General features: G+C 63.5%; 22 protein-coding genes and 3 tRNA genes. 10 read left to right on the forward strand and 15 right to left on the reverse strand.

What is annotated here, in order from left to right; all coding sequences use genetic code 11:
- The first annotated feature begins 155 nt into the window (after positions 1-155).
- Positions 156-1778 (forward strand): glucose-6-phosphate isomerase, encoded by a 1623-nt coding sequence (gene pgi / locus AB6804_RS00270; RefSeq protein ID WP_370884779.1) that lies wholly within the window; start codon positions 156-158, stop codon positions 1776-1778.
- A 30-nt stretch (positions 1779-1808) separates the two neighbouring features.
- On the opposite strand, the gene AB6804_RS00275 is transcribed toward pgi, so the two are convergent.
- Positions 1809-2510, reverse strand: a complete 702-nt coding sequence (locus tag AB6804_RS00275; RefSeq protein WP_370884780.1) for an ABC transporter ATP-binding protein — start codon at positions 2508-2510, stop codon at positions 1809-1811.
- On the opposite strand from AB6804_RS00275, the gene AB6804_RS00280 reads away from it, so the two are divergent.
- Both AB6804_RS00280 and AB6804_RS00285 read left to right on the forward strand, forming a co-directional pair.
- Positions 2509-3204 carry an arylesterase gene (locus AB6804_RS00280; RefSeq protein ID WP_370884781.1) on the forward strand — a complete coding sequence of 232 codons (696 nt, stop codon included), beginning with the start codon at positions 2509-2511 and terminating at the stop codon, positions 3202-3204. The two genes, AB6804_RS00275 and AB6804_RS00280, sit on opposite strands and share 2 nt — an antisense overlap.
- A 129-nt stretch (positions 3205-3333) precedes the next feature.
- Positions 3334-3675 (forward strand): hypothetical protein, encoded by a 342-nt coding sequence (locus AB6804_RS00285; protein ID WP_244792309.1) that lies wholly within the window; start codon positions 3334-3336, stop codon positions 3673-3675.
- 113 nt (positions 3676-3788) lie between these two features.
- Here AB6804_RS00285 and AB6804_RS00290 read toward each other — a convergent pair whose 3' ends face one another.
- The 7 genes from AB6804_RS00290 to tig all read right to left on the reverse strand — a co-directional run bounded on the left by AB6804_RS00290 (position 3789) and on the right by tig (position 12553).
- Complete coding sequence (locus tag AB6804_RS00290) at positions 3789-5711, reverse strand: SurA N-terminal domain-containing protein (RefSeq protein WP_370884782.1); 1923 nt, start codon at positions 5709-5711, stop codon at positions 3789-3791.
- Positions 5712-5954: 243 nt separating this feature from the next.
- Positions 5955-6031 (reverse strand) — tRNA-Asp (locus AB6804_RS00295).
- A 35-nt stretch (positions 6032-6066) separates the two neighbouring features.
- Positions 6067-6142: transfer RNA gene (locus AB6804_RS00300), tRNA-Val, on the reverse strand.
- Positions 6143-6361: 219 nt separating this feature from the next.
- The gene (gene lon / locus AB6804_RS00305) at positions 6362-8785 is read right to left on the reverse strand and encodes an endopeptidase La (RefSeq protein WP_370884783.1); all 2424 of its coding nucleotides are present in this window, start codon (positions 8783-8785) and stop codon (positions 6362-6364) included.
- Between the two features lie 187 nt (positions 8786-8972).
- The gene (gene clpX, locus AB6804_RS00310) at positions 8973-10244 is read right to left on the reverse strand and encodes an ATP-dependent Clp protease ATP-binding subunit ClpX (RefSeq protein WP_035967405.1); all 1272 of its coding nucleotides are present in this window, start codon (positions 10242-10244) and stop codon (positions 8973-8975) included.
- A gap of 170 nt (positions 10245-10414) precedes the next feature.
- Entirely contained in the window at positions 10415-11068 is a 654-nt protein-coding gene (gene clpP, locus AB6804_RS00315) for an ATP-dependent Clp endopeptidase proteolytic subunit ClpP (protein WP_014191278.1), read from the reverse strand.
- A gap of 138 nt (positions 11069-11206) precedes the next feature.
- On the reverse strand, positions 11207-12553 hold the full coding sequence (tig, locus tag AB6804_RS00320; RefSeq protein WP_244792314.1) for a trigger factor: 1347 nt from the start codon (positions 12551-12553) through the stop codon (positions 11207-11209).
- Positions 12554-13061: 508 nt separating this feature from the next.
- Between tig and AB6804_RS00325 the strand changes: the two genes are divergently transcribed.
- Complete coding sequence (locus AB6804_RS00325) at positions 13062-14216, forward strand: glycerate kinase (protein WP_370884784.1); 1155 nt, start codon at positions 13062-13064, stop codon at positions 14214-14216.
- 21 nt (positions 14217-14237) lie between these two features.
- Here AB6804_RS00325 and AB6804_RS00330 read toward each other — a convergent pair whose 3' ends face one another.
- From AB6804_RS00330 to AB6804_RS00340, 3 genes are all read right to left on the reverse strand, one after another.
- Entirely contained in the window at positions 14238-15680 is a 1443-nt protein-coding gene (locus tag AB6804_RS00330) for a PepSY-associated TM helix domain-containing protein (protein WP_370884785.1), read from the reverse strand.
- 41 nt (positions 15681-15721) lie between these two features.
- On the reverse strand, positions 15722-18094 hold the full coding sequence (locus tag AB6804_RS00335) for a TonB-dependent receptor (RefSeq protein ID WP_370884786.1): 2373 nt from the start codon (positions 18092-18094) through the stop codon (positions 15722-15724).
- 90 nt (positions 18095-18184) lie between these two features.
- On the reverse strand, positions 18185-18652 hold the full coding sequence (locus AB6804_RS00340) for a DUF2946 family protein (protein ID WP_370884787.1): 468 nt from the start codon (positions 18650-18652) through the stop codon (positions 18185-18187).
- A 244-nt stretch (positions 18653-18896) separates the two neighbouring features.
- Between AB6804_RS00340 and AB6804_RS00345 the strand changes: the two genes are divergently transcribed.
- Positions 18897-18983 (forward strand) — tRNA-Leu (locus tag AB6804_RS00345).
- A gap of 56 nt (positions 18984-19039) precedes the next feature.
- Here AB6804_RS00345 and AB6804_RS00350 read toward each other — a convergent pair.
- Positions 19040-19426: a hypothetical protein gene (locus AB6804_RS00350; RefSeq protein WP_370884788.1), complete on the reverse strand. Its 387-nt coding sequence runs from the start codon at positions 19424-19426 to the stop codon at positions 19040-19042.
- Between the two features lie 201 nt (positions 19427-19627).
- On the opposite strand from AB6804_RS00350, the gene AB6804_RS00355 reads away from it, so the two are divergent.
- Positions 19628-20464, forward strand: a complete 837-nt coding sequence (locus tag AB6804_RS00355; RefSeq protein WP_370884789.1) for a squalene/phytoene synthase family protein — start codon at positions 19628-19630, stop codon at positions 20462-20464.
- A gap of 3 nt (positions 20465-20467) precedes the next feature.
- On the opposite strand, the gene AB6804_RS00360 is transcribed toward AB6804_RS00355, so the two are convergent.
- Together AB6804_RS00360 and AB6804_RS00365 are read right to left on the reverse strand one after the other, a co-directional pair.
- Positions 20468-21466: a DUF1501 domain-containing protein gene (locus AB6804_RS00360; protein ID WP_370884790.1), complete on the reverse strand. Its 999-nt coding sequence runs from the start codon at positions 21464-21466 to the stop codon at positions 20468-20470.
- Positions 21467-21487: 21 nt separating this feature from the next.
- Positions 21488-21898, reverse strand: coding sequence for a hypothetical protein (locus tag AB6804_RS00365; RefSeq protein WP_370884791.1), 411 nt, complete (start codon positions 21896-21898; stop codon positions 21488-21490).
- Between the two features lie 216 nt (positions 21899-22114).
- Here AB6804_RS00365 and ompR point away from each other — a divergent pair, with 216 nt between their 5' ends.
- The 4 genes from ompR (at position 22115) to AB6804_RS00385 (ending at position 25645) form a co-directional block, all read left to right on the forward strand.
- A complete protein-coding gene (gene ompR / locus AB6804_RS00370) occupies positions 22115-22840 on the forward strand; it encodes a two-component system response regulator OmpR (RefSeq protein WP_008349770.1) in 726 nt (241 codons plus the stop codon).
- 69 nt (positions 22841-22909) lie between these two features.
- Complete coding sequence (locus tag AB6804_RS00375) at positions 22910-24280, forward strand: ATP-binding protein (RefSeq protein ID WP_035967422.1); 1371 nt, start codon at positions 22910-22912, stop codon at positions 24278-24280.
- 182 nt (positions 24281-24462) lie between these two features.
- Complete coding sequence (locus AB6804_RS00380) at positions 24463-25011, forward strand: peroxiredoxin (protein ID WP_370884792.1); 549 nt, start codon at positions 24463-24465, stop codon at positions 25009-25011.
- A gap of 109 nt (positions 25012-25120) precedes the next feature.
- On the forward strand, positions 25121-25645 hold the full coding sequence (locus AB6804_RS00385) for a carboxymuconolactone decarboxylase family protein (RefSeq protein ID WP_370884793.1): 525 nt from the start codon (positions 25121-25123) through the stop codon (positions 25643-25645).
- Positions 25646-25685: 40 nt separating this feature from the next.
- Here the strand turns inward: AB6804_RS00385 and ispF are convergent, their stop codons facing one another.
- The gene (ispF, locus tag AB6804_RS00390; protein ID WP_370884794.1) at positions 25686-26177 is read right to left on the reverse strand and encodes a 2-C-methyl-D-erythritol 2,4-cyclodiphosphate synthase; all 492 of its coding nucleotides are present in this window, start codon (positions 26175-26177) and stop codon (positions 25686-25688) included.
- Between the last annotated feature and the right edge of the window lie 24 nt (positions 26178-26201).

Here is a 26201-nt window from a genome sequence, read left to right on the forward strand (position 1 = left end):
CGTCGCTATACTCCCCTTGTTTCCTTTTGCTCCCTTGATTCGGGCATCCGCGGCGGCACGGGCTGGGTTCGACGAACCACGATGGCCGCAGAGCACGCACCTGGCCGAACCGCATCGCACGAAAGTTTTCTGTTAATCACGACTATCGGACCGCTATGACGCTCAATTCGCTTCCCGCCTGGTCGGCGCTCCAATCGCATTACGATGCCATCTCCGGCGAGCGCCTGCGCGACTGGTTCGCGCCGCAAAACGACACCGCGCCGACGCGCGCGGAGCGCCTGACGTTCGACGGCGGCGGACTTACCATCGATTTCTCGAAGAACCGCATCACCGACGCGACGCTCGAACTGCTGATTCAGCTGGCCGAGCAGGCCGGCGTCACGAAGCGCCGCGACGCGATGTTCAACGGCGACATCGTCAACATCACCGAGGAACGGGCCGTGTTGCACACCGCCTTGCGCGCGCAGTCGCCCGACGCGCCCTTCCATCAGCAAGTGCAAGCCGAAAAAGCGAAGATGGCCGCGTTCGCCGACAAGGTTCGCGACGGCTCGTGGACCGGCTACTCCGGCAAGCGCATTCGCCATGTGGTGAACATCGGCATCGGCGGGTCCGATCTCGGGCCGAAGATGGTCGTGCATGCGCTGCATCATCTGGCGTCGAAGGAACTGGATACGCATTTCGTCTCCAACGTCGATGGCGCCGATCTCTACAACGTGCTCGAGCAGATCGACGCGGAAGAGACGCTCGCGATCATCGTCTCGAAGACGTTCACCACGCTCGAAACCATGACCAACGCGCATTCGATGCGCAACTGGTTCATCCAGCAAGGCTGTCCGGAAGACCAACTGTCGAAGCATTTTGTCGGCGTGTCGGCGAATCCGGCGGAGGTCGTGAAGTTCGGCATCGCGAAGGAAAACGTCTTCGAGATGTGGGACTGGGTCGGCGGCCGCTATTCGCTGTGGTCGGCGGTCGGCTTGTCGATCATGCTATCGGTCGGGCCGAAGAACTTCGACGCGCTGCTCGAAGGCGCGGACCAGATGGACCGCCATTTCCGCGAAGCGCCGCTGGCCGAGAATCTGCCGGTGCTGATGGGCATGATCGGCATCTGGTATCGCAATTTCTTCGGCTCGCAGAGCGATTTGATCGCGCCTTACTCGCAGGCGCTGCACTATCTGCCGTCGTATCTTCAGCAACTGGAGATGGAGAGCAACGGCAAGTCCGCGACGCTCGACGGCGGCATGGTCGATTACCCCACGGCTGCGGTGATCTGGGGCGAGCCGGGCACGAACGGCCAGCACGCGTTCTTCCAGATGCTGCATCAGGGGCCGACGCTCATTCCGATCGACTTCATCGCCGTGCTGACGCCCGAGCATCCGCTCGTCGATCATCACGCGAAGCTGCTCGCCAACTGCTTTGCGCAGAGCGAAGCGTTGATGCTCGGCCGCACGCTGGAAGAAGCGAAGAAGGTCGCAGGCCCGGGCAAGGAGGCGCTCGCGACCCATCTGAGCTTCCCGGGCAACCGGCCCACGACGACCATCATGCTCGATGCGCTCACGCCGCAAACGCTTGGTGCGCTCATCGCGCTTTACGAACACAAGGTGCTGGTGCAGGGAACGGTGTGGAACGTCAATTCGTTCGACCAGTGGGGCGTGGAGCTGGGCAAGATTCTCGGCAAGGTCGTCGAAGCGGATATCACCGCTGCGAGCGTCGATGCATCGAAGCATGATTCGTCGACGTCCGCGCTGATCGAACGCGCGCGCAAGGCGCTCAAGCGCTGAACGCCGATGCCGGCGGCGGCTCGACTGCGGCTAGACGCTCAGGCCGTTGACGAGCCGCCCCGCTTCGATCGTCACCGTCGCGTCGCAGCGTTCGGCGAGTTCGGCATCGTGGGTGACGAGCACGAGCGTCGCGCCGTTGCGGCTGTTCATCTCGAACATCAGGTCGATGATCGCGTAGCCCGTGCTGGCGTCGAGGCTGCCCGTGGGTTCATCGGCGAACAAGACTGCGGGATGCGTGACGAAGGCGCGCGCCAGCGCCACGCGTTGCTGTTCGCCACCGGACAGCAGCTTCGGATAATGGCCTGTGCGCTGTGAAAGCCCGACTTGCTCCAGCAGCGACCGGGCGCGCTGCGCGATCTGGTCATGCGGCATCTCGGCGCGCAGTTCGAGCGGCAGCATGACGTTCTCGAGCGCGGTCAGATGCGGCATCAACTGGAACGACTGAAACACGAAGCCGACCGCGCCGCTTCTGAGCGCGGCGCGCTGGTCTTCGTCGAGCGTCGTCAGCTCCTTGCCCAACAGGCGAACCGAGCCCTCGCTCGCGCTGTCCAATCCCGCGAGCAGGCCGAGCAGTGTCGACTTTCCTGAGCCCGATGCCCCGACGATCGCCACGCTGCTGCCCTTCGCGATGGACAGATCGATCTGATCGAGAATCGTGAGCTCGCCCGTTGCGTCCTTCACCCGCTTGCTTAATCCCCGTACTTCGATGACCGGCTCGATATCGTTTTGCATGGACACCTTGAAAAATAACTGGAGCGCGCGTGGTTTCGTCAGGACCGCTGTCGCGAGCGCGATGTTCGCGGCGGCCGCATCGTCGAGCGTGAACGCTGCGGAAGCCCAGGCCGCCCAAGCGCCGCCAACGAAGCCCGCGATCGTCGTGCTGGGCGATAGCCTGTCGGCGGAATACGGCCTGCCGCGCGATACCGGCTGGGTCAATCTGCTGCGCGAGCGGCTGGCAAAAGAGCGCTTCGATTATAGCGTCGCCAATTCGAGCATCAGCGGCGACACCACGAGCGGCGGACGCGCGAGGCTGACCGCGGTGCTCACGCGGATCAAGCCGGCTGTGGTGATCGTCGAGCTCGGCGCGAACGATGCGTTGCGCGGCGTGCCCCTCGCGACCACCGAGGCGAACCTGCGCGGCATCGTCGATGCGTCGTTGGCCGCCCATGCGAAGGTGCTGCTCATCGGCATGTACGTTCCGCCCAATTACGGCCCCGACTATTCGCAGAAGTTCCATGCGGTGTACGAGCGCATCGCGAAAGACAGGAAGGTATCGCTCGTGCCGTTTCTGCTGGCGGGCATCGAGGACAAGCCGTCGATGTTCCAGTCCGACCAGATTCACCCCACCGTTCAGGCCCAGCCTTTGCTGTTGAACAACGTCTGGCCAACGTTGAAACCGTTGCTGGCCGCGGGTGCGTCGCAGTAACCGGATGCCAGCCGCGCCAACCCTTCGACCGAGCGCGAAAAAGACGGCCACGACTCAGTACTCTGAGACTTTCGCGTCACTCACTCTAATATCACCGCTCAGTACGGAGCGAATCAACAAGGAGGTCACGTGAAATATTTCTCCCTGCTCGCATTGACCGTTGCGATCTCGGCTTGCGCCGCACAGCCGCCTGCAGGCGTGCAGCAAGTCGGCACGAGCCAGAAGGCGCCGAAGGTGGTTGCGCAATGCGTCGCCGAGAAATGGGCGCAGAAATCGCAGCAGCAGGTCATCTCGCAAGACACGCTCGCCAATGACCAGGCGCTCGACGTGTTCGTTCCGGGCCAGCAGCCGCCGAACGGCGCAGCAGCCGTGGTGCGTCCGTCGTGGTCGGGTCCGGGCTCGTGGGTCGGCTTCCGCGCAGCGGGAGCGGCCGGCAGCGACACGACCGGCGATATCCAGGCTTGCCTGTAACGCGCCAATGTGACCCGTCACCGGCGTGCGATCCCGGTAACGCCGATAAAAAAGCCCCGCTTCCTTCCGGAAGCGGGGCTTTTTGTTTCAGCCTTCGCTAATGCCGCTGCGCCTTAGTTCGACGACGGCGCCGGCGCGTGGCTCAGCTTGACGTTCGAACGTGCCTTGAGCGAGTCCATATACGCGGTCATCTCGGCTTCGGCGTAGCGCTGCGCGATCTGCTGCTGAGCGCCGGCCAGACGGTCTGCCGCGACCGGTGCGGCCTTCTCGATGCCGTTCACGCGATAGATGGCATAGCCGTCCGCGCCCAGATCGACGCCAACGTACGCGGGCAGCTTCGAGGCATCGGCCTTGAAGACGGCGCCGAGGGCCGCGGGCGGCAGACCTTGTGCATCGTTGCGCGATACCGTGATCGCCGACGTGAAGCCTTCGGTCGACTTCGACTTCTGCAAGTCCGCGAGCTTCGCCTCGCCTTGCTTGCGTGCCTGCGCGCTGGCCATGTCGGCCACGACCTTGCCGCGCACCGCGTCCTTCACCGCGTCGAACGCGGGAACGGTGGACGCCTTGTAGTCGGTCACCCGCGCTGCAACCAGCGTGCTGTTGCCGACATCGATGGCTTGCGTATTGTTGTGTTCCTTCACCGAATCCGGCGCGAACACGGCGGCGAGGAACTTCGCATTGTTGAGCGGGTTGTCCTGCGGCAGTTGCGGGTTCGGCTTCGGCGTGACCGTCGCGGTCTGGATCGTCAGCTTGTACTTGTCCGCCGCCGGCTGAAGCGACTTGGCCTTTTCATAGACGATGTCGTTCACTCCCGTCGCGGCCGCCGAGAACGCGTTCGACCCTTCTTGCGCGGCGTAGTCCTTCGCGATCGCATCCTTCACTTCATCGAAGGGCTTGGTCGCGGCAGGCTTCACGTCCGTCGCCTGGATGATGTGATAACCAAAGTCCGATTCGACGATGTTGCTCACCTCGCCCTTCTTCAGGCTGAACGCAGCGTCGTCGAAAGCCTTGCCGCCCGCGATCTGCCCGCGCGTGAAGTAGCCCAGATCGCCGCCCTTGCTCGCCGAGCCCGGGTCCTCCGAATCTTTCTGCGCGACTTGCGCGAACTGATCCGGATGCGCCTTCACCTGCGCAAGTAGCGACTCGGCCTTCTGCTTCGCTTTCGCCTTGTCGGCTGCGCTCGCGTCCTTCGGCGCATTCACGAGAATATGGCTCGCGCGGACCTCGCCTTCGGTGCGATAGCGCTGGATATTGTCGTCGTAGTACTTCTTGAGATCGGCGTCGCTCGGCTTCGATGCAGCCGCGAGCGTGGACGGCGACAGCACGAGATATTGAATCGTGGCCGTCTCCGACGTCGCGAAATCGTTGCGATGGGCGTCGTAATAAGCATGCAACTGCGCGTCGGTCGGCTGGACCTTCGCGGCGAAGTCGGCGGTGCGCAGCAGCAGGCCCTGCACGGCGCGGCGCTGCTCGGCGAGCTCGGTCAGGTTCTGAGCCAGCGCCTTCGACGTGAACGACGTTTGCTGAATGCTGGCCGGAATCTGCTCATTGGCGATCGTGTAGCGCATGCGCTCGTCGTACTGCGCGGGCGTCATGCCCTGCATTGCCAGCAACTGCTTGTATCGCTCGACGTCGATGGTGCCGTCCGGCTTGCGCAGCGACGCGATGCCGGGATCGGCCAGCAGCGCACGGCGCACGGCGTCGTCCGATGCGGTCAGATGCAGGCGCTGCGTCTCGTCCGACAGCGTGCGCTGTTGCACGAGGCTATCGACCATTGCGCTGCGCGTCTCGGGCGTATCGAACATCTTGGCGTCGAACTGCGCGCCCAGCATGGAGCGGGCGCGTTCGACCTGCTGTCTGAACGCACTATCGTATTCGGCGCGCGTGATCTTGTGACCGTTCACGCTGGCGACGTACGCGTTTTCGTCGAAGAAGCTGTTGAAGCCCTGAATCCCCACGATGCCCAGACCGGGCAAGATGAAGAGCATCAGCAAGGCCATCGCCAGGCGCTGGTGACTGCGGAAGAATTGGAGCATGCTTAGCGCTGCGTGTTAGACAAAACGCCCGATATTACAACAGTGGGACGGGAAAAGGCGAAAGGCGGGGATGATTCGCATCCGAGGACGGTCGCGAGGCGTTGTTATCAGTCACTTGCAGGCGATTCGTGAACATCGGGGATCATCGGCCGATGCGCGCACCGAGCCGTTAGGACGTTTAACTATGCGCGCGCAAAACAAAAATCCCGCAGGCGGCGAAGCTTGCGGGATTTTCGATTAACTTGGCGGAGCGGACGGGACTCGAACCCGCGACCCCCGGCGTGACAGGCCGGTATTCTAACCAACTGAACTACCGCTCCTAATTCGATGTGCCACGAAACGACGAATGGGAAACTGGTGGGTGCTGAGAGGCTCGAACTCCCGACCTACGCCTTGTAAGGGCGCCGCTCTACCAACTGAGCTAAGCACCCGTTCCGCCATTCTTTCGGCTCGCGCCCGCTTGTACGGCCCGGTTAGAAGTTCCGTATCCAGCGAGTCCGCTAGTCTAGCGCATTGTTCTGGCGTTTGCCAGTGGAGAATGGGGAAATTCTGCCGCTTTGTTCGCCATCATGGGCATCAAATGAAGCGCCAATAAAAAACCCGCGGACGAATGCCCGCGGGTTCTTATTACAGCGCTCCGACGCGATGCCTCAGTGCTTCACGACATCGCCCGATGCGGGCTGGTCTTTCTGCGTTTCCGCAGCGACCGGCGTCCCCTTCGCTTCCTCTTCAGGCAGCGCCTCCGGCAGACGTTCCAGCGCCAGTTCGAGCACGCGGTCGATCCAGCGCACCGGCACGATCTCGATGGCGTTCTTCACGTTGTCGGGAATGTCGGCCAGATCCTTCGTGTTTTCCTCGGGGATCAGCACGAGTTTGATGCCGCCGCGATGCGCCGCCAGCAGCTTCTCCTTCAACCCGCCGATCGGCAGGACTTCGCCGCGCAGCGTGATTTCGCCCGTCATCGCGACATCCGCGCGAACCGGAATGCCCGTCAGCACCGACACCAGCGCCGTGGTCATCGCGATACCGGCGGACGGACCGTCCTTCGGCGTCGCGCCTTCCGGCACGTGGATGTGAATGTCCTTCTTCTCGAAAGACTCATCCGTAATGCCGAGACGGCGCGAACGCGAACGCACGACCGAGCGCGCCGCTTCGACGGATTCCTTCATCACGTCGCCGAGCGAACCGGTACGGATCACGCCGCCCTTGCCGGGCATCACCGCCGCTTCGATCGTCAGCAGATCGCCGCCGACTTCCGTCCACGCGAGACCCGTCACCTGGCCGATCTGATTTTCCTTCGCGGCGAGACCGAAGTCGTACTTGCGCACGCCGAGGAAGGTATCGAGATTCGAGCCGTCGACCTTCACCGCGCCTTCCGCCTTCTTCAGCAGCAGCATCTTCACGACCTTGCGGCAGATCTTCGACACTTCACGCTCGAGCGAACGAACGCCCGCTTCACGCGTGTAGTAGCGAATGATGTCGCGGATGGCTTGTTCCGTGACGTCGATCTCGCCTTCCTTCAGGCCGTTGTTGCGCTTTTGCTTCGGCAGCAGATAACGCTGCGCGATGCTGACCTTCTCGTCCTCGGTGTAACCCGAGAGGCGAATGACTTCCATCCGGTCGAGCAGCGGCGGCGGAATGTTCAGCGAGTTCGACGTCGCCACGAACATCACGTCGGACAGGTCGAAGTCCACTTCAATGTAGTGATCCGCGAACGTATGGTTCTGTTCCGGATCCAGCACTTCGAGCAGCGCCGATGCCGGATCGCCGCGGAAATCCATGCCCATCTTGTCGACTTCGTCGAGCAGGAAGAGCGGATTGCGCACGCCGACCTTGGCCAGGCTCTGCAAAATCTTGCCGGGCATGGAACCGATATACGTGCGACGGTGACCGCGAATCTCGGACTCATCGTGCACACCGCCGAGCGCCATGCGCACGAACTTGCGGTTCGTCGCGCGGGCGATCGACTGCCCGAGCGAGGTCTTGCCGACGCCCGGAGGCCCGACGAGGCACAGAATCGGCGCCTTCACTTTCTCGACGCGTTGCTGGACCGCGAGATACTCGAGAATGCGTTCCTTGACCTTCTCGAGACCGAAGTGGTCTTCATCGAGCACGCGCTCGGCGTTCGACAGGTCGTTGTTGACCTTGCTCTTCTTGCGCCACGGCAATCCGATCAGCGTGTCGATGTAGTTGCGCACGACGGTCGCTTCCGCGGACATCGGCGACATCAGCTTCAGCTTCTTGAGTTCGGCGTCGGCCTTCTTCTTGGCTTCCTTGGGCATGCGCGCGGCGGTGATGCGCTTCTCGAGTTCCTCGAGATCCGCGCCCTCTTCGCCTTCGCCGAGTTCCTTCTGGATGGCCTTGACCTGCTCGTTCAGGTAGTACTCGCGCTGGCTCTTCTCCATCTGGCGCTTCACGCGCCCGCGGATGCGCTTTTCGACCTGCAGAATGTCGATCTCGGCTTCCAGCTGCGCGAGCAGATGCTCCAGACGCTCGATGACCGGGAACATCTCGAGGATGTGCTGCTTCTGGTCGAGCTTGAGCGGCAAATGCGCGGCGATGGTGTCGGCCAGACGACCCGCTTCGTCGATACCCGACAGCGACGTCAGAATCTCCGGCGGAATCTTCTTGTTCAGCTTCACGTACTGATCGAACTGCGAGACGATCGCGCGGCGCAGCGCTTCGGTTTCGGCGCTATCCGCGTGGTCCGGTTCGAGCGGCATCACATCGCAGGAAAACTGCGTTTCCTGTTCCTCGATGGAAAGCGTCTTCGCGCGCTGCAAGCCTTCGACGAGCACCTTCACCGTGCCGTCCGGCAGCTTCAGCATTTGCAGGATGTTGGCGACACACCCTACTTCGTACATGTCCTTTTCGGTCGGCTCGTCTTTCGCCGCGGTTTTCTGGGCGACGAGCATGATGTGCTTGCCGCCTTCCATAGCGGCTTCGAGCGCCTTGATCGACTTGGGCCGCCCAACGAAGAGCGGAATTACCATGTGCGGGAATACGACTACGTCGCGCAGCGGGAGCAGCGGCAGCGTAATGCGTTCCTGCGGGAGGAGTTGGGTTCCTGACATTTCATTTCCCCATGAATGGAATCGGTTCGTTCGTAAGTAAGGCCGTTAAGAGCTATTGCAAGCCTTTATCGGAAGTGAAAAGTCGGTAGTCCAAGATCGTCAGCAAACGTCCACAAGATAAACCGAAAAAATAAACAAAGGCCGTTCACGTTGCCATGAACGGCCTTTCGCCGACACACAGCCCGAGTTAATTCGACCCTGCTACTTTGGGCGCGTCTTCATAAATCAGCAGCGGCTTGCCGTCGCCGTCGATGGTGTTGTCATCGACGATGACCTTCGACACGCCCTTCATCGTCGGCAACTCGTACATCACGTCGAGCAACGCCTGTTCCAGAATCGAACGCAGTCCGCGCGCGCCGGTCTTGCGGCGAATCGCCTTTTGCGCGATGGCCTGCAGCGCAGCCGGGCGAATCTCCAGTTCCACGCGCTCCATTGCGAAGAGCTTGTGATACTGCTTCACCAGCGCGTTCTTCGGCTCGATCAGGATCTTGACGAGCGCGGCTTCATCCAGCTTGCCGAGCGTCGCCACGACGGGCAGACGGCCGATCAGTTCCGGAATCAGGCCGAACTTGATCAGGTCTTCCGGCTCGACTTCGCGCAGCACTTCGCCGGCGTCGCGATCCTGCTTGCTCTTCACGCTCGCGCCGAAACCGATCCCGGTTTTCTCGGTGCGATCCGTGATGACCTTCTCCAGGCCGTCGAATGCGCCGCCGCAGATAAACAGGATGTTCGTCGTATCGACCTGGATGAAGTCCTGGTTCGGATGCTTGCGCCCGCCTTGCGGCGGTACCGACGCCATCGTGCCTTCGACCAGCTTCAGAAGCGCCTGCTGCACGCCCTCGCCCGACACGTCGCGCGTGATGGACGGGTTGTCCGACTTGCGGCTGATCTTGTCGATTTCATCGATATAGACGATGCCGCGCTGCGCCTTGTCGACTTCGTAGTTGCAGTTCTGCAGCAGCTTCTGAATGATGTTCTCGACGTCCTCGCCGACATACCCCGCTTCGGTGAGCGTGGTGGCGTCTGCGATGACGAACGGCACGTTCAGCATGCGCGCGAGCGTCTGCGCGAGCAGCGTCTTGCCGGAGCCGGTCGGCCCGATCAGCAGGATGTTGCTCTTCGACAGCTCGATGTCGTCCTTCTTGTCGAGATGCTTGAGCCGCTTGTAATGGTTGTACACGGCCACCGCGAGAATCTTCTTCGCGCGTTCCTGGCCGATCACGTACTGATTGAGGATATCGCTGATTTCCTGCGGGCTCGGCAGGTCGGACCTGGTCAGCCCGGCCTCTTCTGCCGCGCCGGCCGCCTCGTCGCGAATGATCTCGTTGCACAGGTCGATACATTCATCGCAAATGAATACCGACGGGCCAGCGATGAGCTTTTTCACCTCATGCTGACTCTTTCCGCAAAACGAGCAATACAGCAGCTTTTCGCTGCTGGAACCTTTCTTGTCCGCCATAGATGTGTAAGCCTCCGGACACTCTTGTTACATGATACGCCCATCGATCCGGGCACGCAGATTACCCCGCGCGGCCCGGCCAAAGGGCGTTTTGGCGTTGCGCCGCATCCGTCGTCCGAGTTCGACCGGCCTTGGTTGGCAGGCCCGATGCAGCGCCGCTCCGGACGCCTTCAGGGACGCTTGTGCAGCACCTGGTCGACGATGCCGTAGGCTTGCGCGTCGTCGCCGGACATGAAGTTGTCGCGATCCGTGTCGCGCGCAATGCGCTCGACCGGCTGACCCGTGTGATGCGACAGCAGCTGATTGAGACGTTCCTTCAGGTACAGGATTTCCCGCGCCTGAATTTCGATATCGGACGCCTGGCCGCGTGCGCCGCCGAGCGGCTGGTGAATCATCACGCGGGCATTGGGCAGCGCCACGCGCTTGCCCTTCGCACCCGACGCCAGCAGGAACGCGCCCATGCTCGCAGCAAGGCCCATGCACAGCGTCGAAACGTCCGGCTTCACGAACTGCATCGTGTCGTAGATGGCCATGCCGGCCGAGACCGAGCCGCCCGGGCTGTTGATGTACAGGCTGATGTCCTTGTCGGGATTCTCGCTCTCGAGAAACAGCAGCTGCGCGACGACGAGATTCGCCGACTGGTCGTTGACTTCGCCAACCAGGAAAACCACGCGCTCTTTAAGCAGGCGCGAGTAGATGTCATAGGCACGCTCGCCACGGCCGCTCGTCTCCACGACCATCGGAACGAGGCCGAGCGCCTGGGCTTCGAAGTCCCGCGGAGCATGGGACGCCAACGTGTCGAGCAATTCAGCGCGAAAGGTCATGCAATTTCCTTGTTCGGAATAGGGATACTGAACGACGAAGGGACAGCCATTCAAACGGCATGGGCACGCTCGAACTTTAATGCAAAAAAGGCGTGCGGGCCGCCATCGACGACACCGCACGCCCCTTGGCCATTCGCGTCAGGCCTGCGCCGTTGCGCTGGCCAGCTCTTCGAAGCTGACTTCCTTGTCGGTCACCTTGGCCTTGCCGAGCACGAATTCGACGACGTTGCTTTCCACGACGTACGCTTCCATTTCGGCGAGGCGCTGCTGGTTCGAATAATACCAGCGGACGACTTCCTTCGGGTCTTCGTAGCTTTTCGCGAACTCGTCGACTTCAGCGCGGATCTGCTCCGGCTTTGCCTGCAAATCGTTGGCTTTTACCAGTTCGGCGAGAACCAGGCCCAGCTTCACGCGGCGCTCTGCCTGCTCGGCGAACATTTCGGCCGGAATCGGCGCATCCGCTGCGTTCGGCACGCCGCGTTGTTGCAGGTCCTGACGCGCCATTTCGACCAGACGTTGCTGATCCTGCTCGACCAGCGCCTTCGGCACGTCCAGCTCGGAAATCTTGAGCAGCGCGTCCATGACCTGATTCTTCACGATCTGCTGCGTGCGACGCTTGGCTTCACGCTCCAGGTTGTCCTTGATCTCGGCGCGCATCTTGGTGAGATCGCCGTCTTCGATGCCGAGCGACTTCGCGAAGTCCGCGTCGACTTCCGGCAGATGCGGCCATTCGATCTTCTTCACGGTGATCGTGAACTGCGCCGTCTTGCCGGCGACGTCCTTGCCGTGATAGTCGTCCGGGAACTTGAGGTCGAATTCGCGCGATTCGCCGACCTTCAGGCCCGTCGCAGCTTGTTCGAACTCCGGCAGCATGCGGCCTTCGCCGAGCACGAACGCGAAGTCCTGTGCGCTACCGCCTTCGAATTCGACGCCATCCAGCTTGCCGACGAAGTCCAGCGTGATGCGGTCGCCGTCCTTGGCTGCCGTGTCCGTGCCGCCGTCGCCGTGCTCGCCGCCTTCGCCGCGTGCGTGGAAATGAACGCGCTGCTTGCGCAGGATTTCGAGCGTGCGGTCGACTTCCGCTTCGGAGATGGTGGTCACGGTGCGCTCGATTTCAGCGGTCGCCACGTCGCCCAGCTTGACTTCCGGATAGACCTCGAAGGTCGCGTCGAATGCGTAGGCATCCTCAGCCGCTTCGCCCTTGGGCGCAAAGCTCGGCTGGCCCGCGACGCGCAGGTTCTCGGCGCGCGTGACATCGAAGAACTCCTTGCCGACCTTGTCGCTCAGCACTTCGGCCTCGACCTGGCCGGCGTACTGCTGCGTGACCATCTTGAGCGGCACCTTGCCCGGGCGGAAACCCGGCATGCGCACGTTCTTGGCCAGCTGGCGGATGCGCGACTCCACTTCCTTCTGAATCGAGTCTTTCGGCAGGGAAATGGTCAGGCGGCGTTCGAGCTTGCCGAGGTTTTCAACTACGTTAGCCATGGCTTCAATCGTCCTAGAGTAAATCGATGTTCGGTGTTCGGTTCTTCCGCGGTTCTAAAGGCGCGGGTCCGTGGAGGGCCGCCGGCGCTCTTCTCTTCAACGGCCGACGTTCGCGGAGCGCGAGAAACGCGCCATTCAGAAAACGCCCGGACCGTCGCCGAGCGAGTCAGCCAACAGAGCCAGCCATTCTAGCAAACAAATCAAACCGCCTTTGCCTGCGGGAACGGCCATGCTGAGTTTCAGGCGCTTTCGGCCGTTTTAACGCCGACTTTTCGCGTAAATCCGCGTTTTCGCGGCAAGCCGGGCCGACGCACAATGCCCGCTATGAGGCCGCGGCTATTTTGCTGCGCGCAGCGCGCTGATAAGCTTGGCCGCGCAATCCGCTCGCGAAAGCGGCATGCATTGCCGCGGCGAATCACAGGCATGCCCGAACAGCATAAATGGGGCGTGCCCGCAGCATTTCAACCGACTCTTCAGCGACCTTTTACTATCAGAACATCGAGACACCATGCTCAACGTCACGCCAGCCGCGCCCGCTCCCGTCGTCGTCATCGCTCCGGATTCGTTCAAGGGATCGCTCTCAGCCGAAGGCGTCGCGAACGCCATCGCGGAAGGCATCAGGCGGGCGCGGCCGGACGCGGAAATCCGCATTCGTCCGATGGCCGACGGCGGCGAAGGCACGCTCGACGCGATGCTCGCCGCCGGCGGCGAGCGGCGTCTCCTGAACGTGCGCGGCGCGGCGTCCGCGCGGCGCGATGCGGCGACAGGTCTGCTTGCCGATGGCAGCGCGATCATCGAAACGGCGGAAGTGGTCGGCATCACGGACCCCGACGGCATGGCCGTTCCGGTCACGGAGCGCAGCACGCTCGGCATGGGCGAGGCGATCCGCGCCCTGCTCGACTCGGGCGCGCGCCGCTTCTTCGTCGCGCTCGGCGGCAGCAGCACGAACGATGGCGGCGCGGGCCTGCTCGTGGGCCTCGGGCTGAAGCTCTTCGATGCGGACGGTCAGGAATTGCCGCCGACGCCGTCGTCGCTCGCGAAAATCGCGCGTGTCGATGCAACGGGGCTGGATCCGCGCGTGAAAGAAGCGGAGTTCGTCGGCATGTCCGATGTCGATAACCCGCTCACCGGCGAGCATGGCGCGACCGCCGTGTTCGGGCCGCAGAAAGGCGTGACGCCCGAGCAGATTGCGTCGATCGACGCCGCCCTCGCCCATTTCGCGGATCGGCTCGAACCGGCGATGGGCGTCGTCAAGCGCAACGAACCGGGCGCGGGCGCGGCCGGCGGGCTCGGTTTTGCGCTGCACATGCTCGGCGCGCGCTTCGAAACCGGCGCGGAAGTCGTGGCGCGCGAGATCGGCCTGGACGATGCCCTCGACGGCGCGAACTGGCTCATCACCGGCGAAGGCCGCTCGGACGTGCAGACGCTGCACGGGAAGGCGCCGTTCATCGCCTGCAAGCATGCGCGGGCGGCGGGCGTGACGGCATCGCTGCTGTCGGGCGCCGTCGATTCGGCGGCGCTGCCGCGTCTGTCGGAGTTTTTCAGCGGATGCTTCTCGCCCGCGCCGGGTCCGATCACGCTCGATGTCGCGATCCGCGACGCCGCCCGCTTGCTGGCGAACGAAGCAGAGCAGCTCACACGCTTGCGATTCGGCGCGGTCTGAACATCGCGGGTGCGCGGCGCGTCAGGCCCGCGCCTGCGCCCCGGATCGACGTCCGAACGCCAGTCGATCCAGACACCATACGGCAAGCATCGTCGCGCCCATCAGCGGAAACACGACGCCGACGAGCGCCAGCCCGCCGCGCCATGCGCGCATCGGCGGGCGCCTGGCCGGACGCGACGGCGCGCCGAGCGTACGCGACGGACGGCGCTTGAGCCACATCACGAAGCCCGTCACCGAAAGCGCCGCCAGTCCTAGCGAAATCGCGGAACAGATGATCTGATTGGCCATCCCGAAGTAGCGTCCCATGTGCAGCGAGGTGCCGTACGAGATGACTTGCGCGATCGCTCCGTAGCTTTGATAGGAAATATCGGACAGCACGCGGCCGGTGTACTGATCGATGTGCAACGTGCGCTCCGCTTGCGGATCGGCAGGAAAGTACGACACCGTGTACACGCCGGTCGGAGAGGACGGCAACGCGATGCCGTAGTCATCGGCGATACCGTGCTTCGCCGCCAGCGTGACCACGTCGCCGAGCGGCACACGCGGCGCAGCCGCGTGGCCCGCGCTATCGGGCACCGCAGTCGCGCCCACGGCCCAAGGCGTCTGGTGCAGCGGCAGATCGTCCATCTTCATCCCCATGCCGTGCATCGCGTGTTCGCCGCCTTCGGGCGATGCCTTGCCGGGCGCGGTCGAATGCACGTGCGCCTCGCCCCACGCGCCTTTCGGATAGCCGAGCGATGCGGAGGTCGCCAGCGCCTTGAACTGCTTGCCCCACGAATTGGACCACGGCAAGCCGCTCAACACGAAGAACAGCGCCCCGATGGCGAGCCACACGCCGCCCACCGCATGCAGGTCGCGCCACCACGCGCGCCCTTCGAGCGACAAGCGCGCCAGCCATACGCCAGCCAAACGGCGGCTCGCCCTGCCCCACGGCCACCATAGCGCGACGCCCGTGCCGATCATTACGAGCGTCCAGCAGCCGGCCAGTTCCATGAGCAGTTCGCCGGTCTTGCCGAGCATCAGCCCGCGATGCAGGTTGCGAATCTGCTTCATCAACCGGTGCTCGACGCTCAGCGTTCCGAGCACCGCGCCGTCGTACGGATTGACGTAGACGCTCTCGCTTTCGCCCGACGGCAGCCGGAACACGAACTCGGCGCTGCGCGTGGGATCGGTCTCGATCTGCGCGAGCGTCGCCACTGCATCGCGCGGCGCGGCAGCGATCGCCTTCGCGAGCAGCGCGTCCTGCGAAAGACGCGGCGCGTGGGTATCGGCGACGATCATCCGGTCGCGATACAACATCGGCTCGATTTGCGGCTGGAAGCAATACAGCGTGCCAGTGATCGCCAGCACGATCAGCAGCGGCATCACGAAGAGTCCCGCATAGAAGTGCCAGCGCCAGAGCGTGCGGCGCTCGGCGATGACGTCGCCATCCGATTCGGCGAGTGTGGATTGAGGTGCGTGCATGACGTGTCCTGTCGAATGTTTGAGATGAGAACAAACCGGCTTCAGATTCCGATGCGCCCTTCCACGTAGAACGTGCGGCCCGGATAGGGATGAAAGACGTAGTAGCGTCGATCGAACAGGTTGTCGACGCCCACGCCCAGTTGCGTCGTCTTCGTCGGCTTGTAGGTCAGCTTCGCATCGACGACGGCATACGTGCTCGTGCCGCCATAGGTGTTGGGATTGACGTCGGTGTTGGTGAGCGTGTTGTACTGGCGGCCCGAGTAGCGCAGCGCGAGCGTGCCCGCCATCTTCGCGGTCGCGCGATACGTCGCCACCGCGTTCGCGCGCCACAACGGAATGCGATAGAAGTACTTGCCGACCGACGCCGGGTTAGTGCTGTTCTCGATGATCTTCGACTGCGTGTACGCAACGTTCGCGGCGAGATCGAGGCCGCGCAGCAACACGCCCTGCCCTTCGTAGCTCGCTTCCGCTCCGCGCGACCGCACCTTGCCGATGTTCTGGAAGTTCGTGACGTTCGGAATGACGGTTGTGTTCGTCTGGCTCAGGATCGTGTTCTTTACGTCGTCCTGAAAGAGCGTGAAGCGGTAGAGGCCGTTGCCATGCGTCCATTCGGCGGTGAGTTCCTTCGAAAGATCGTTCTCCGGCTGAAGGTTCGGATTGCTGTTGATGATCGACACGCCGTTGATTTGCCCCTGGAACAACTCGCCGACGGTCGGAAACCGATACGCGCGCCCGATGGATGCCCGCAACGTGAGATCGTTGGTCGCGTCGAAAGACAGCGATGCTTTCGGCGACCAGTGGCTCTGGCTGACATCGCCATAAGCGAGCGACGTGGCGCCCAGCGCGCGCGAGCCGTCGTAGGCATTCCAGTTCTCGTAACGCACGCCATAGGTGAACGCCCAGCGGGGCAGGAACCGCCACGCGTCCTGTGCGTACAGGGCTTGCGTGCGCGTGCGGCCGGCGAACCCATTGGCGAACGACGCGCCCCCGCCATCGCGCCACGCCGCCGTGTTCGACGTCACGTTGTCCAGAAAATAGTTGTCGTAGTGATAGCCGAACGATACGGCGTGCGCGGCCAGTCCCGAGCTTGCCGACGGTGTCCAGCTCGTGCGCAGGTCGAGCGACTTCCATCCCGAGCCGGAACCATCCGTGAGCGTGCCGGGGCCGTCGCCGGGCACGCCGGAATTCGCCGTGCGAGCGATGCTCTGCGTGATGTCGAAGTACGAAGCGACGGCTTCCGCGTTCCAGCCCGTATCGTTGTGCGTGCGCAGCGACAAGCCGTAGAGGAAGTTTTCGCTCGACCCCATGCTCGGCGCGAACGTGGCGGCGGGAAGGTTGTATTCGAAGCCGTCGATGTTCACGCGGCCGCTATAGACCGGATTGCCGGCGGCATCGCGCAGGAAGGTCGTCGTGTCGCTGTTGTACTTCTGATGCCAGTAGCCGAGCGTGAAGCCGGCCTGCAGCGTGTTCGTCAGGTCGTAGGCGAGCTTCACGCGCAACTGGTCCTGAAACGTTCGCTCGATGCCTTCGGCCGCCGTGCCGACGACCGCCGTGCGCGCGTTGAACTGGTCGTTGTAAAAGCGCGCGCCGGTGACGGGCGTATCGGCGGCGGTGGCGGGCGTGCGCGATTGCGCGAAAGTCGCGAACTGGAGCGGCTGGCCGGTGTTCTCCAGGTGATCGAAGCCGATCAGGAACGAGAATCTGCCGATGCGGTCGCCCACTTTGCCCGTCGTGTTCGTGCCGTTGAAGCTGCGGTTGATGCCGAACAGATCGAAGTGTTGCGTGAACGCCTGCACTTTTGCGTCGGCTTCGAACTGCGTCGGCATGCGGGTGGTGATGGCGACGGTCGCGCCGATCGAGTTGCCGGGATAAAGCGCCGAGTACGGCCCGTAGATGACGTCGGTGCGGGCGATGTCGTCGGCGAAAACCATCGACCAGCGCGGCGCGAAGGACCACGTATTGCCGAGGAAGTTGCTGAGCAACAAGCCGTCCGCGTAGACGAGGCCGCGCGCCGTTTGTGCGTTGCTCGTGCCGCGCACGGAGATGGTCGCGTTCGGATCGCCGATGAAGCGCTTGCGCACGGCCATGTTCGGCGCGTACTTCAGCACGTCTTCGGGCGTCGTGACGTTCCAGTACTGGAACTGGTCGGCGGTCACCGTGTTGACGCTGGTGGGCAGGTTCGGATCGAGCGGAGAGCGTACTGCCGACGATGATTGTGCCGTCACGACGACGGGCGCAAGCGTGGTTTCGGTTTCGGCTTCGGGCGCATCGGCGGCGGTGGGCGCAGCCGTGGCGGCGGCGGGCGTGGCGGACCAGGCTGCATGCGCCAGGAGCGACAACGGCAAGGCCGCGCGCCATGGCGTGACGGCGCGACGGCGCGAATGCCGGCGCGCTCGCTTGAGGAGCGTGAACATCGTGGATTCCTGAATGAGCTGGCGAGCGACCGCGTCGCCCGCGCGCTCACGCGCCGGACGAACGACTACGCGATCGGACGGGAGACGGCTTCAGGGAAGGACAGGAGGCGCGCGCGGTGAAGCGGCGTTGAAAGACTTCGTCGTGACGACGCGGATCGGCACGACTGGCGTGACGCGCGCGATGCGCTCCATCGATGCGACGGCGTGCGACGCTGCGGGAACGACCGGCAGATGATGCGCGAGCAGCCCGCAATACGAGCAGGCATCGAAGTGGCCCGCGTGTGAGCCGGCGCCCGCGTGAGACGCGTGGGCTGCGGGTTCGTTGGCGTCTGCGTCTGCGTCGTCGTCGGCGTCTGCGTCTGCGTGGTGGTGAGCGTGCTCGTCGGCGGTCGAAAAGACGCTGGGGAGCGTATCGACGGTGCAGAACGCGGCGGCTTCGGTATCGAGCGCGGCATTGCGAGCGGCGATGCTCTGGCTGATGACCGGCGCGACAATGGCAAGCCACATGGCGGCGATGCCGAGCCATGCGACGAAGCGATTGCGCGCGTTGCGGGTCATGAGCGGGAAGGATGCGAAAGGCGAAGAATGACGTGATTCTAGGCAGAGGGCTGCCGGGCCGCAATCGTCAGGCGCACATGGCGGATATCGACTGCCATTCGTCCTTCCCGTACAGACCGTGCGCCGCGCAGCCGATGCCTGCGTGCGATGCATTTTGGCAGACATCGCCTGACGAATGCGTTAGAATGCGCGGCTTGGCACAGTGGACCGGTGAAGGACACGGCGGTTGCACAGGCCCCGTGCTGCGAGGATGGCGAAATTGGTAGACGCACCAGGTTTAGGTCCTGACGCCAGCAATGGTGTGGGGGTTCGAGTCCCCCTCCTCGCACCATACGAACCCCTTTGATCGCCGAAGGGGTTTTTCATTTCCAGGCCCGGCGTCGCGCGCTACAGCACGATATCGCCCACCTCGACCATCATCACTTCGCCTTTCGCCTGCGATCGCCCCGCGAAGTCGACGCCCGTCTGCCCGATCCGCTTCCTGATTTCCTCCGCGACTCGCTCGCTCGCCTGCGCGGCGGCAATCGGCCTGTCGACATGCGAAAGAAACCGACGCACGCTCGACTGCTCCCAGTGTACGAACATGTTCAGCGGATAGGACAGCTTGGCGCCAGCACGGCGCGCAGCCGTGATGTGCAGCCCGAGCGTCGGCGATACGCTCATCTGCCGCGGACACACGCGAAAGTCGAAGCCGAAGTCCTTCGCCACGCTTCTCACCAGGAACGGCACGCACTTGTCGCCGAACTGCTTGTTCTCCGTCTTGCTCAGGGGCATCGCCGTCTCCGATGGTTGGCGCTTCTCGCGTGTTTTGCGCAGTGTTGCGCGGGCGATGATCGCCGTCGGTGGGCCGGCGCACATCGGCTCGGCGCGATCACGCGGCCAATGTGGTCTGGATCGCTCAGGCTGCGCTGCATCGCCCGGGCGGATAAAATGGCCGCCGCTTCGCATCCATCGCACACCCCACAAGTCCCCTTCGTGAACTTCGACGACTACTGCCAGAAAAAAGCCGCCCCCGAAGGCTCCAGTGCGTACTACGCGCTGCGCCGCGCGCCCGTCGCGCGCCAGCCGCTCGTGACCGCGCTGTACGCGCTGTATCGGGAACTGGAAGAGACGGTGAAGGAAACCAGCGACCCGACCATCGGCCGCACCAAGCACGCCTGGTGGCAAACCGAACTCGGCAAGCTCGACGCCGGCGAGCCGACGCATCCGGTCACCAAAGCGCTGCGGGCGCACTGCCCGCCCGGCAGCGCGCTCGATCGGGCGGTGCGCGCATCGCTGCCGATGCTCGTCGATGGCTTCGGCATGGACCTCGATCAGGCGCGCTACCTCGACTGGCCCGGGCTGCGGCGTTATCTGGATCAGACCGGCGGCGCGTTCGGCACGGCCGTCGCGTGCGCCACGGCGCGCGATCCCGAGCAGGCCGCTTCATGGGCCGCGCCGCTCGGCGCTGCACTGTTGCTCGCCGAGCGCGTGCAGGATATCGGGGACGACGCGCGCAACGGGCGCATCTACGTGCCCATCGACGAGTTGCAGCGTTTCAACGTGACGGCGGCGGACATCATCAATCGCAAGTACAGCGACGCGTTTTCCGACTTGATGCGCTTCCAGACCGAACGCGCCCGCCGTTCACTGCACGAGGCGCTCGCCGCGATACCGCCCGCCGAGCGCTCGTCGCAGCGCGTGTTGCGCGCGCAGGCCGCGCTTGCGCTGGCGCGCTTCGATGAGATCGAACGGGAAGGCTTTCAGGTGCTGCATCAGCGCATCTCCCTCACGCCGATCCGCAAACTGTGGATTACCTGGCGTACGCGATAGCCGCTACGCGCGCACAAAAGGCAGCGGTTCGAAAGACTGGCCGATTACCGGCGCCGACGTGATGCTCCAGCACGCGTCGAGCGCGGTCGCGCAGAACCGTCGAAAGTCGACGGACGCCTGCACGCCGCCGTCCGCGTCGAGCTGATCGAGGTTCGGCGCGTCGCCGAACAGTCCGCCGCGAACCGCCCCGCCGAGCACGAAGTGCGGCGCGGCTGCGCCGTGCTCGGTGCCACGGGCTTCGTTCTCGCGCGCCGATCGTCCGAACTCCGAACGAGTCATCACGAGCGTGCGGCGCCAGTCATCGCTCGCGGTCAATGCCTGACGCAGCGAGGCGATGCCATCGGCGAACTGCGCGAGCAGCGACGCATGTCGCGCCGCCTGATGCTCGTGCGTATCGAAGCCGTTCAGCGCGAGGCGAATCACAGTGACGCCGCGCTGCGCACGGCTGCCGCGAACCACACGCACAGCCGCCTCGCAGGATGCGGCGAACGAACGCATATCGAAAGGCAAATTCATCTGCGGCATGTTGACGCCAGCCGGAAACGGCCCGGCCTCCGCGGTGCCGAACGTGTGCATTTGCGATGCAACCGACCGCGAGAGCCAGCCGTCCCGACGATAATCGCCCGCGTCCGACGCCGTGTTCCATATCTGCTGCGAGCGGTAATGCGAGCGGCTCGGCTGCGCATAGCCGACGCCCTGCACGATCGCCCATTCGCCGGCATTCCACGCGGGCATCAACGGACGCAGCGACGGATGAAGCCCGGTGCGCTCGTCGATACCCAACGCCTTGTCGCGCGGAATGTGCAGTGTCGGCCGGAGCGCGCGATAACGCTCGTCCGCGATGGGAATGACCGTGTTGAGGCCGTCGTTGCCGCCGTTGAAATCGACGAAAATCAGCGCCTTGACTGGACCGTCCGGACGCGCGGTCGTCAGCGCGGCTGCCGCCGGCATCGGCCCTGCCGCCAGCGCGCCCGCGATCGACAGGAATTCACGTCGGTTCATCGCGTTCGCCCAGGGTCAGGTTCAGCGTTTATAAAGATCGCGCACGGCCTCTTCGATGTGCTGGCGCAAGAGCCGGCGCTCATCGGCGGTCATGACGGTGTGCCGCGGCGGACGCGCGGGCGGGGTATCGTCGACCTGCTGCACGGGCTGCAGCACGGCCGACTTGCTGTCGCGATCGCGCTTGCTCGAACCTTTGCCGCTACGCTGCTGCGCACGGACGATTTTGCCGTCCGAGCGGCTATCCTGTGTAAGAACGGCGCGGTTGAACGCGCCCGCGGAACCGGTGGAAGTCGAAGGTTGCGCAAAGGCATGCGGCGCGCTCAGCGCGGCATACAGCGCACTTGCGAGTAGCGTCTTACTGGAAATGCGCCTGCTGCGCACAGGTCCGCGCTGCCGCGCTCCCTTCATGTTTTTCCCTTCGTTGCTCGACAACCGGACAGCCTCATTCTTTTCACGCTTTCGCACAAGCGGCACATGTCGCGCGACGCATAGGTGTAATGGAGTATCTACCGAATGGCGGGCCAAGGTAAAGCAGTGTACGCACGGATGATAAGAGGCGTGCCACAGGCTCCGTAAATTTTGTAACTAACTGTTACACTCGCTTTTGTTACAAACTCGGCGTTTGAACAAACGCGCTAAGATGCCTCCATGGAAACCAAGAACCCTTCAAAAATCCTCGTAGTCGATGACGATCCTCGCCTGCGTGATCTTCTGCGGCGCTATCTCGGCGAACAGGGCTTCAACGTGTACGTCGCCGAAAACGCGCCGTCGATGAACAAGCTGTGGGTGCGCGAGCGCTTCGACTTGCTGGTGCTCGACCTGATGCTGCCCGGCGAAGACGGCCTTTCCATCTGCCGTCGTCTGCGCGGCAGCAACGATCGCACGCCGATCATCATGCTCACCGCGAAGGGTGAAGACGTGGATCGCATCGTCGGCCTCGAAATGGGCGCCGATGACTATCTGCCGAAGCCGTTCAATCCGCGCGAACTCGTTGCGCGCATTCATGCGGTGCTGCGTCGCCAGACGCCGTCGGAACTGCCGGGCGCGCCGTCGGAAACCACGGAAGTGTTCGAGTTCGGTGAATTCGCGCTGAATCTCGCCACGCGCACGCTCACGAAGAACGGGCAGGAAATTCCGCTGACCACCGGCGAATTTTCGGTGCTGAAAGTGTTCGCGCGTCATCCGCGCCAGCCGCTTTCGCGTGAAAAGCTGATGGAGCTTGCACGCGGCCGGGAATACGAAGTGTTCGACCGCAGCCTCGATGTGCAGATTTCGCGTCTGCGCAAGCTGATCGAGCCGGATCCGAGCAGCCCGCGCTTCATCCAGACGGTGTGGGGTCTCGGTTACGTCTTCATTCCCGACGGCGCGGCTTGAGCCTGCATACGCTCTTCAAGCGAGTTCGATACGCTTCATCTTCTTCACCGGGCGGAACCCGATAGACCCATGCGCATCGACAGGCGGCTACTGGCGCTTGCGTTCGGCGGCCTGTTCTGGCGAACCTTCGCGCTGATCGCGCTGCTCATCGCGGTCAGCCTCACTGCATGGTTCCAGAGCTTTCGCGTGATCGAGCGGGAGCCGCGCGCGCAGCGCGTGGCGCTTCAGCTCGTCGCCGTCGTCAAACTCACGCGCACGGCCCTTCTCTATTCCGATCCCGACCTGCGCCGCGCGCTGCTTCAGGACCTCGAAAGCAACGAGGGCGTGCGGGTGTATCCGCGCGAGACGACCGACAAATACCGGCTCCAGCCCGACGAATCGCTCAACCGGCTGATTGAGCGCGACGTGCGCGGGCGGCTCGGCAACGACACGATCATCGCGCAGTCGGTGAACGATATTCCTGGCGTGTGGATCAGCTTCAAGATCGACGACGACGACTACTGGGTCGCGCTCGACCGCGATCAGCTCGACACCGTCACGGGCCTTCAATGGGCCGGCTGGGGCGTGTTCGCGCTCGCGCTGTCCCTGTTCGGCGCGGCATTCATCACGAGTCTCGTGAACCGTCCGTTCGCACGTCTCGCGCTTGCGGCGCGCAAAGTCGGTTCGGGACAGTCGCCGGAACCGCTGCCCGATCGCGGCATGGGCGTCGCCGCCGAGACGAATCGCAGTTTCAATCAGATGGTGCAGAACCTCGAGCAGCTCGAGGCCGATCGCGCGCTGATGCTCGCGGGCATCTCGCACGACCTGCGCACGCCGCTCGCGCGTCTGCGGCTCGAAACCGAAATGAGCCCGTCCGACGAAGCGACGAAGCTCGCGATGATCGACGACATCGAGCAGATGGACATGATCATCGGGCGCTTCCTCGACTATGCCCGGCCGATGCAGCGCATGCCCGAGGCCGTCGATCTGTCGATGATCGCGAGCGAACTCGCCGTGCGCTTTCAGGCCGACGATGGCGTCGTGATGCGCACGGACCTCGCGCCCGGCGCGATCATCGAGGGCGATCCGACCGATGCGCGGCGTGTCGTCGGCAATCTGCTGGAAAACGCGCGCAAATATGGCCGCAGCGAGCGCGACGATATCGCGCGAATCACGCTGCAAACGCGCGTCGCACATGGCCGGGTCGAACTATCGGTGATGGACGAAGGACGCGGCATCCCCGACGACCAGATCGGGCTGATCACGCGGCCGTTTTATCGCGTCGACACGGCGCGCACGCAGGCGAACGGCACGGGCCTCGGCATGGCGATCGTCCAGCGGCTCGTCACGCGTCAGCGCGGCACGCTGAGACTGCGCAATCGCACGCCGCTACCCGGCTTCGAAGTGACGATCGACTTCCCGCAAATGAAGGGCGCGCGGTTCGACGGTCCGCGCGACTGAGCGGCGCCCATTTGAAAAACCTATCCGCTTCATTAGGCATAAACTTTTGAAGCCGCGAATTCGCGGGGTTATGATGTTTCGGTTCGACGCACGGTGAACGCCCAGGACGGTGTCATGCGCGCGTTACGGCTTTCCGGTAGTTTGGCTTGAGTTGTCCATTCAACGAACACAGGAGCGTTTGCATGAAGACCGTTGGCGATAAAGTCGAAGCATTCACCGTCACCGCTGCAAAGCCGGGTTTCAACCACCACGAAGAGAACGGACAGTCCGCGTTCGAGGAAATTACCGAGCAGTCCTTTCCGGGCAAGTGGAAGATCATCTACTTCTATCCGAAGGACTTCACTTTCGTCTGCCCGACCGAAATCGTCGAATTCGGCAAGCTCGCGAACGATTTCGAAGACCGTGACGCGGTTCTTCTGGGCGGCAGCGTCGACAACGAATTCGTGAAGCTGGCATGGCGTCGCGAGCACAAGGACCTCAACAAGCTGAACCACTATTCGTTCGGTGACGTGAAGGGCGAACTCATCGATCAGCTCGGCGTGCGCGACAAGGAAGCCGGCGTGGCACTGCGCGCGACGTTCATCGTCGATCCGGACAACGTCATTCAACACGTGTCCGTGAACAATCTGAACGTGGGGCGCAATCCCGAAGAAGTGCTGCGCATTCTCGACGGCCTGCAGACCGACGAACTCTGCCCGTGCAACCGCGCGGTCGGCGGCGCGACGCTCTGAGCGGGCGACACTTCGAGCCTCTTGCATGAAGCCCGCCCTCTTTCGAGCCCACGCTCGGAAGCCGGCGGGTTTTTTGTCGCCATCGCTTGCCACCGAATAGGAGAAGTCAGTGGAATTCCTTTCCTCGATCAAGGAACTGGTCCCCGATTACGCGAAGGACATTCGCCTGAACATCGACGGCACGATCGCGCGTTCGTCGCTGCAAGGCAACGACGCGGTCGGCGTTGCGCTCGCCGCCGCGTATGCCGCCAAAGCGACGAAACTCGTGGAGATCATCCGCAACGCGGGCGTGCTGTCGCCGGAAGAGACGAATGCCGCGCTGACCGCCGCCGCGCTGATGGGCATGAACAACGTCTGGTATCCGTATCTCGAGATGGCCGACAACGCCGAACTCAAGACCCAGCCCGCCGGATTGCGGATGAACGCGTATGCGTCGCATGGCGGCGTCGACAAGCGGCGCTTCGAGATGTACGCGCTCGCGGCGTCGATCATCGGCAAGTGCCACTTCTGCGTGAAGTCGCACTACGAGAATCTCGTCACCGAAGGCATGACGTTGACGCAACTGCGCGACGTAGGCCGCATCGCCGCGGTAATTGGCGCGGTCGCGCTGACGATCGCGGCCGAGGGAAAGTAAGCCGTCCAGCGCCGCGCTTCAGGAGCGCGGCGTGCGCCACTCAATGGTCGATCGACGTACGGCGCAGCAGCACGGCGGCTTGCGCCTCGATGCCTTCCTTGCGGCCCAGATAGCCGAGCTTTTCGTTGGTTTTCGCCTTCACGTTCACGCGATCGATGGACAGGTCGAGATCCGCGGCGATATTCGCGCGCATCGCCTCGATATGCGGCGCCAGCTTCGGCGCCTGCGCGATCACCGTGCTGTCCACGTTGGCGATCGCGAAGCCCGCTTCCGACACGCGCCTGGCCGCTTCGCGCAGCAGCACGCGGCTGTCCGCGCCGGCGAACTCGGTTGCCGTGTCCGGAAAATGCCGGCCGATATCGCCGAGCGCGGCTGCGCCGAAAAGCGCATCGGTGATCGCATGCAAGAGCACGTCGGCGTCGGAGTGGCCGAGCAGGCCGAGTTCGTACGGAACCTTCACGCCGCCGATGATGAGCTCGCGTCCTTCGACGAGCTGATGCACGTCGTATCCCTGTCCGATTCTGAAATCCATCGATGCAACCTTGCTGTAATGAGT

Source organism: Caballeronia sp. RCC_10, from assembly GCF_041360715.1.
Taxonomy (GTDB): domain Bacteria; phylum Pseudomonadota; class Gammaproteobacteria; order Burkholderiales; family Burkholderiaceae; genus Caballeronia; species Caballeronia grimmiae.

Coding starts and splice junctions, on each gene's coding strand:
- AB6804_RS00335 (WP_370884786.1), bottom strand. CDS start 18,094: ATGTTCACGCTCCTCAAGCGAGCGCGCCGGCATTCGCGCCGTCGCGCC.
- ispF (WP_370884794.1), bottom strand. CDS start 26,177: ATGGATTTCAGAATCGGACAGGGATACGACGTGCATCAGCTCGTCGAA.
- AB6804_RS00290 (WP_370884782.1), bottom strand. CDS start 5,711: ATGCTCCAATTCTTCCGCAGTCACCAGCGCCTGGCGATGGCCTTGCTG.
- AB6804_RS00330 (WP_370884785.1), bottom strand. CDS start 15,680: ATGCACGCACCTCAATCCACACTCGCCGAATCGGATGGCGACGTCATC.
- AB6804_RS00275 (WP_370884780.1), bottom strand. CDS start 2,510: ATGCAAAACGATATCGAGCCGGTCATCGAAGTACGGGGATTAAGCAAG.
- AB6804_RS00360 (WP_370884790.1), bottom strand. CDS start 21,466: ATGAACCGACGTGAATTCCTGTCGATCGCGGGCGCGCTGGCGGCAGGG.
- AB6804_RS00375 (WP_035967422.1), top strand. CDS start 22,910: ATGCGCATCGACAGGCGGCTACTGGCGCTTGCGTTCGGCGGCCTGTTC.
- clpX (WP_035967405.1), bottom strand. CDS start 10,244: ATGGCGGACAAGAAAGGTTCCAGCAGCGAAAAGCTGCTGTATTGCTCG.
- AB6804_RS00350 (WP_370884788.1), bottom strand. CDS start 19,426: ATGCCCCTGAGCAAGACGGAGAACAAGCAGTTCGGCGACAAGTGCGTG.
- AB6804_RS00380 (WP_370884792.1), top strand. CDS start 24,463: ATGAAGACCGTTGGCGATAAAGTCGAAGCATTCACCGTCACCGCTGCA.
- clpP (WP_014191278.1), bottom strand. CDS start 11,068: ATGACCTTTCGCGCTGAATTGCTCGACACGTTGGCGTCCCATGCTCCG.
- lon (WP_370884783.1), bottom strand. CDS start 8,785: ATGTCAGGAACCCAACTCCTCCCGCAGGAACGCATTACGCTGCCGCTG.
- AB6804_RS00340 (WP_370884787.1), bottom strand. CDS start 18,652: ATGACCCGCAACGCGCGCAATCGCTTCGTCGCATGGCTCGGCATCGCC.
- tig (WP_244792314.1), bottom strand. CDS start 12,553: ATGGCTAACGTAGTTGAAAACCTCGGCAAGCTCGAACGCCGCCTGACC.
- AB6804_RS00280 (WP_370884781.1), top strand. CDS start 2,509: ATGGACACCTTGAAAAATAACTGGAGCGCGCGTGGTTTCGTCAGGACC.
- pgi (WP_370884779.1), top strand. CDS start 156: ATGACGCTCAATTCGCTTCCCGCCTGGTCGGCGCTCCAATCGCATTAC.
- AB6804_RS00325 (WP_370884784.1), top strand. CDS start 13,062: ATGCTCAACGTCACGCCAGCCGCGCCCGCTCCCGTCGTCGTCATCGCT.
- ompR (WP_008349770.1), top strand. CDS start 22,115: ATGGAAACCAAGAACCCTTCAAAAATCCTCGTAGTCGATGACGATCCT.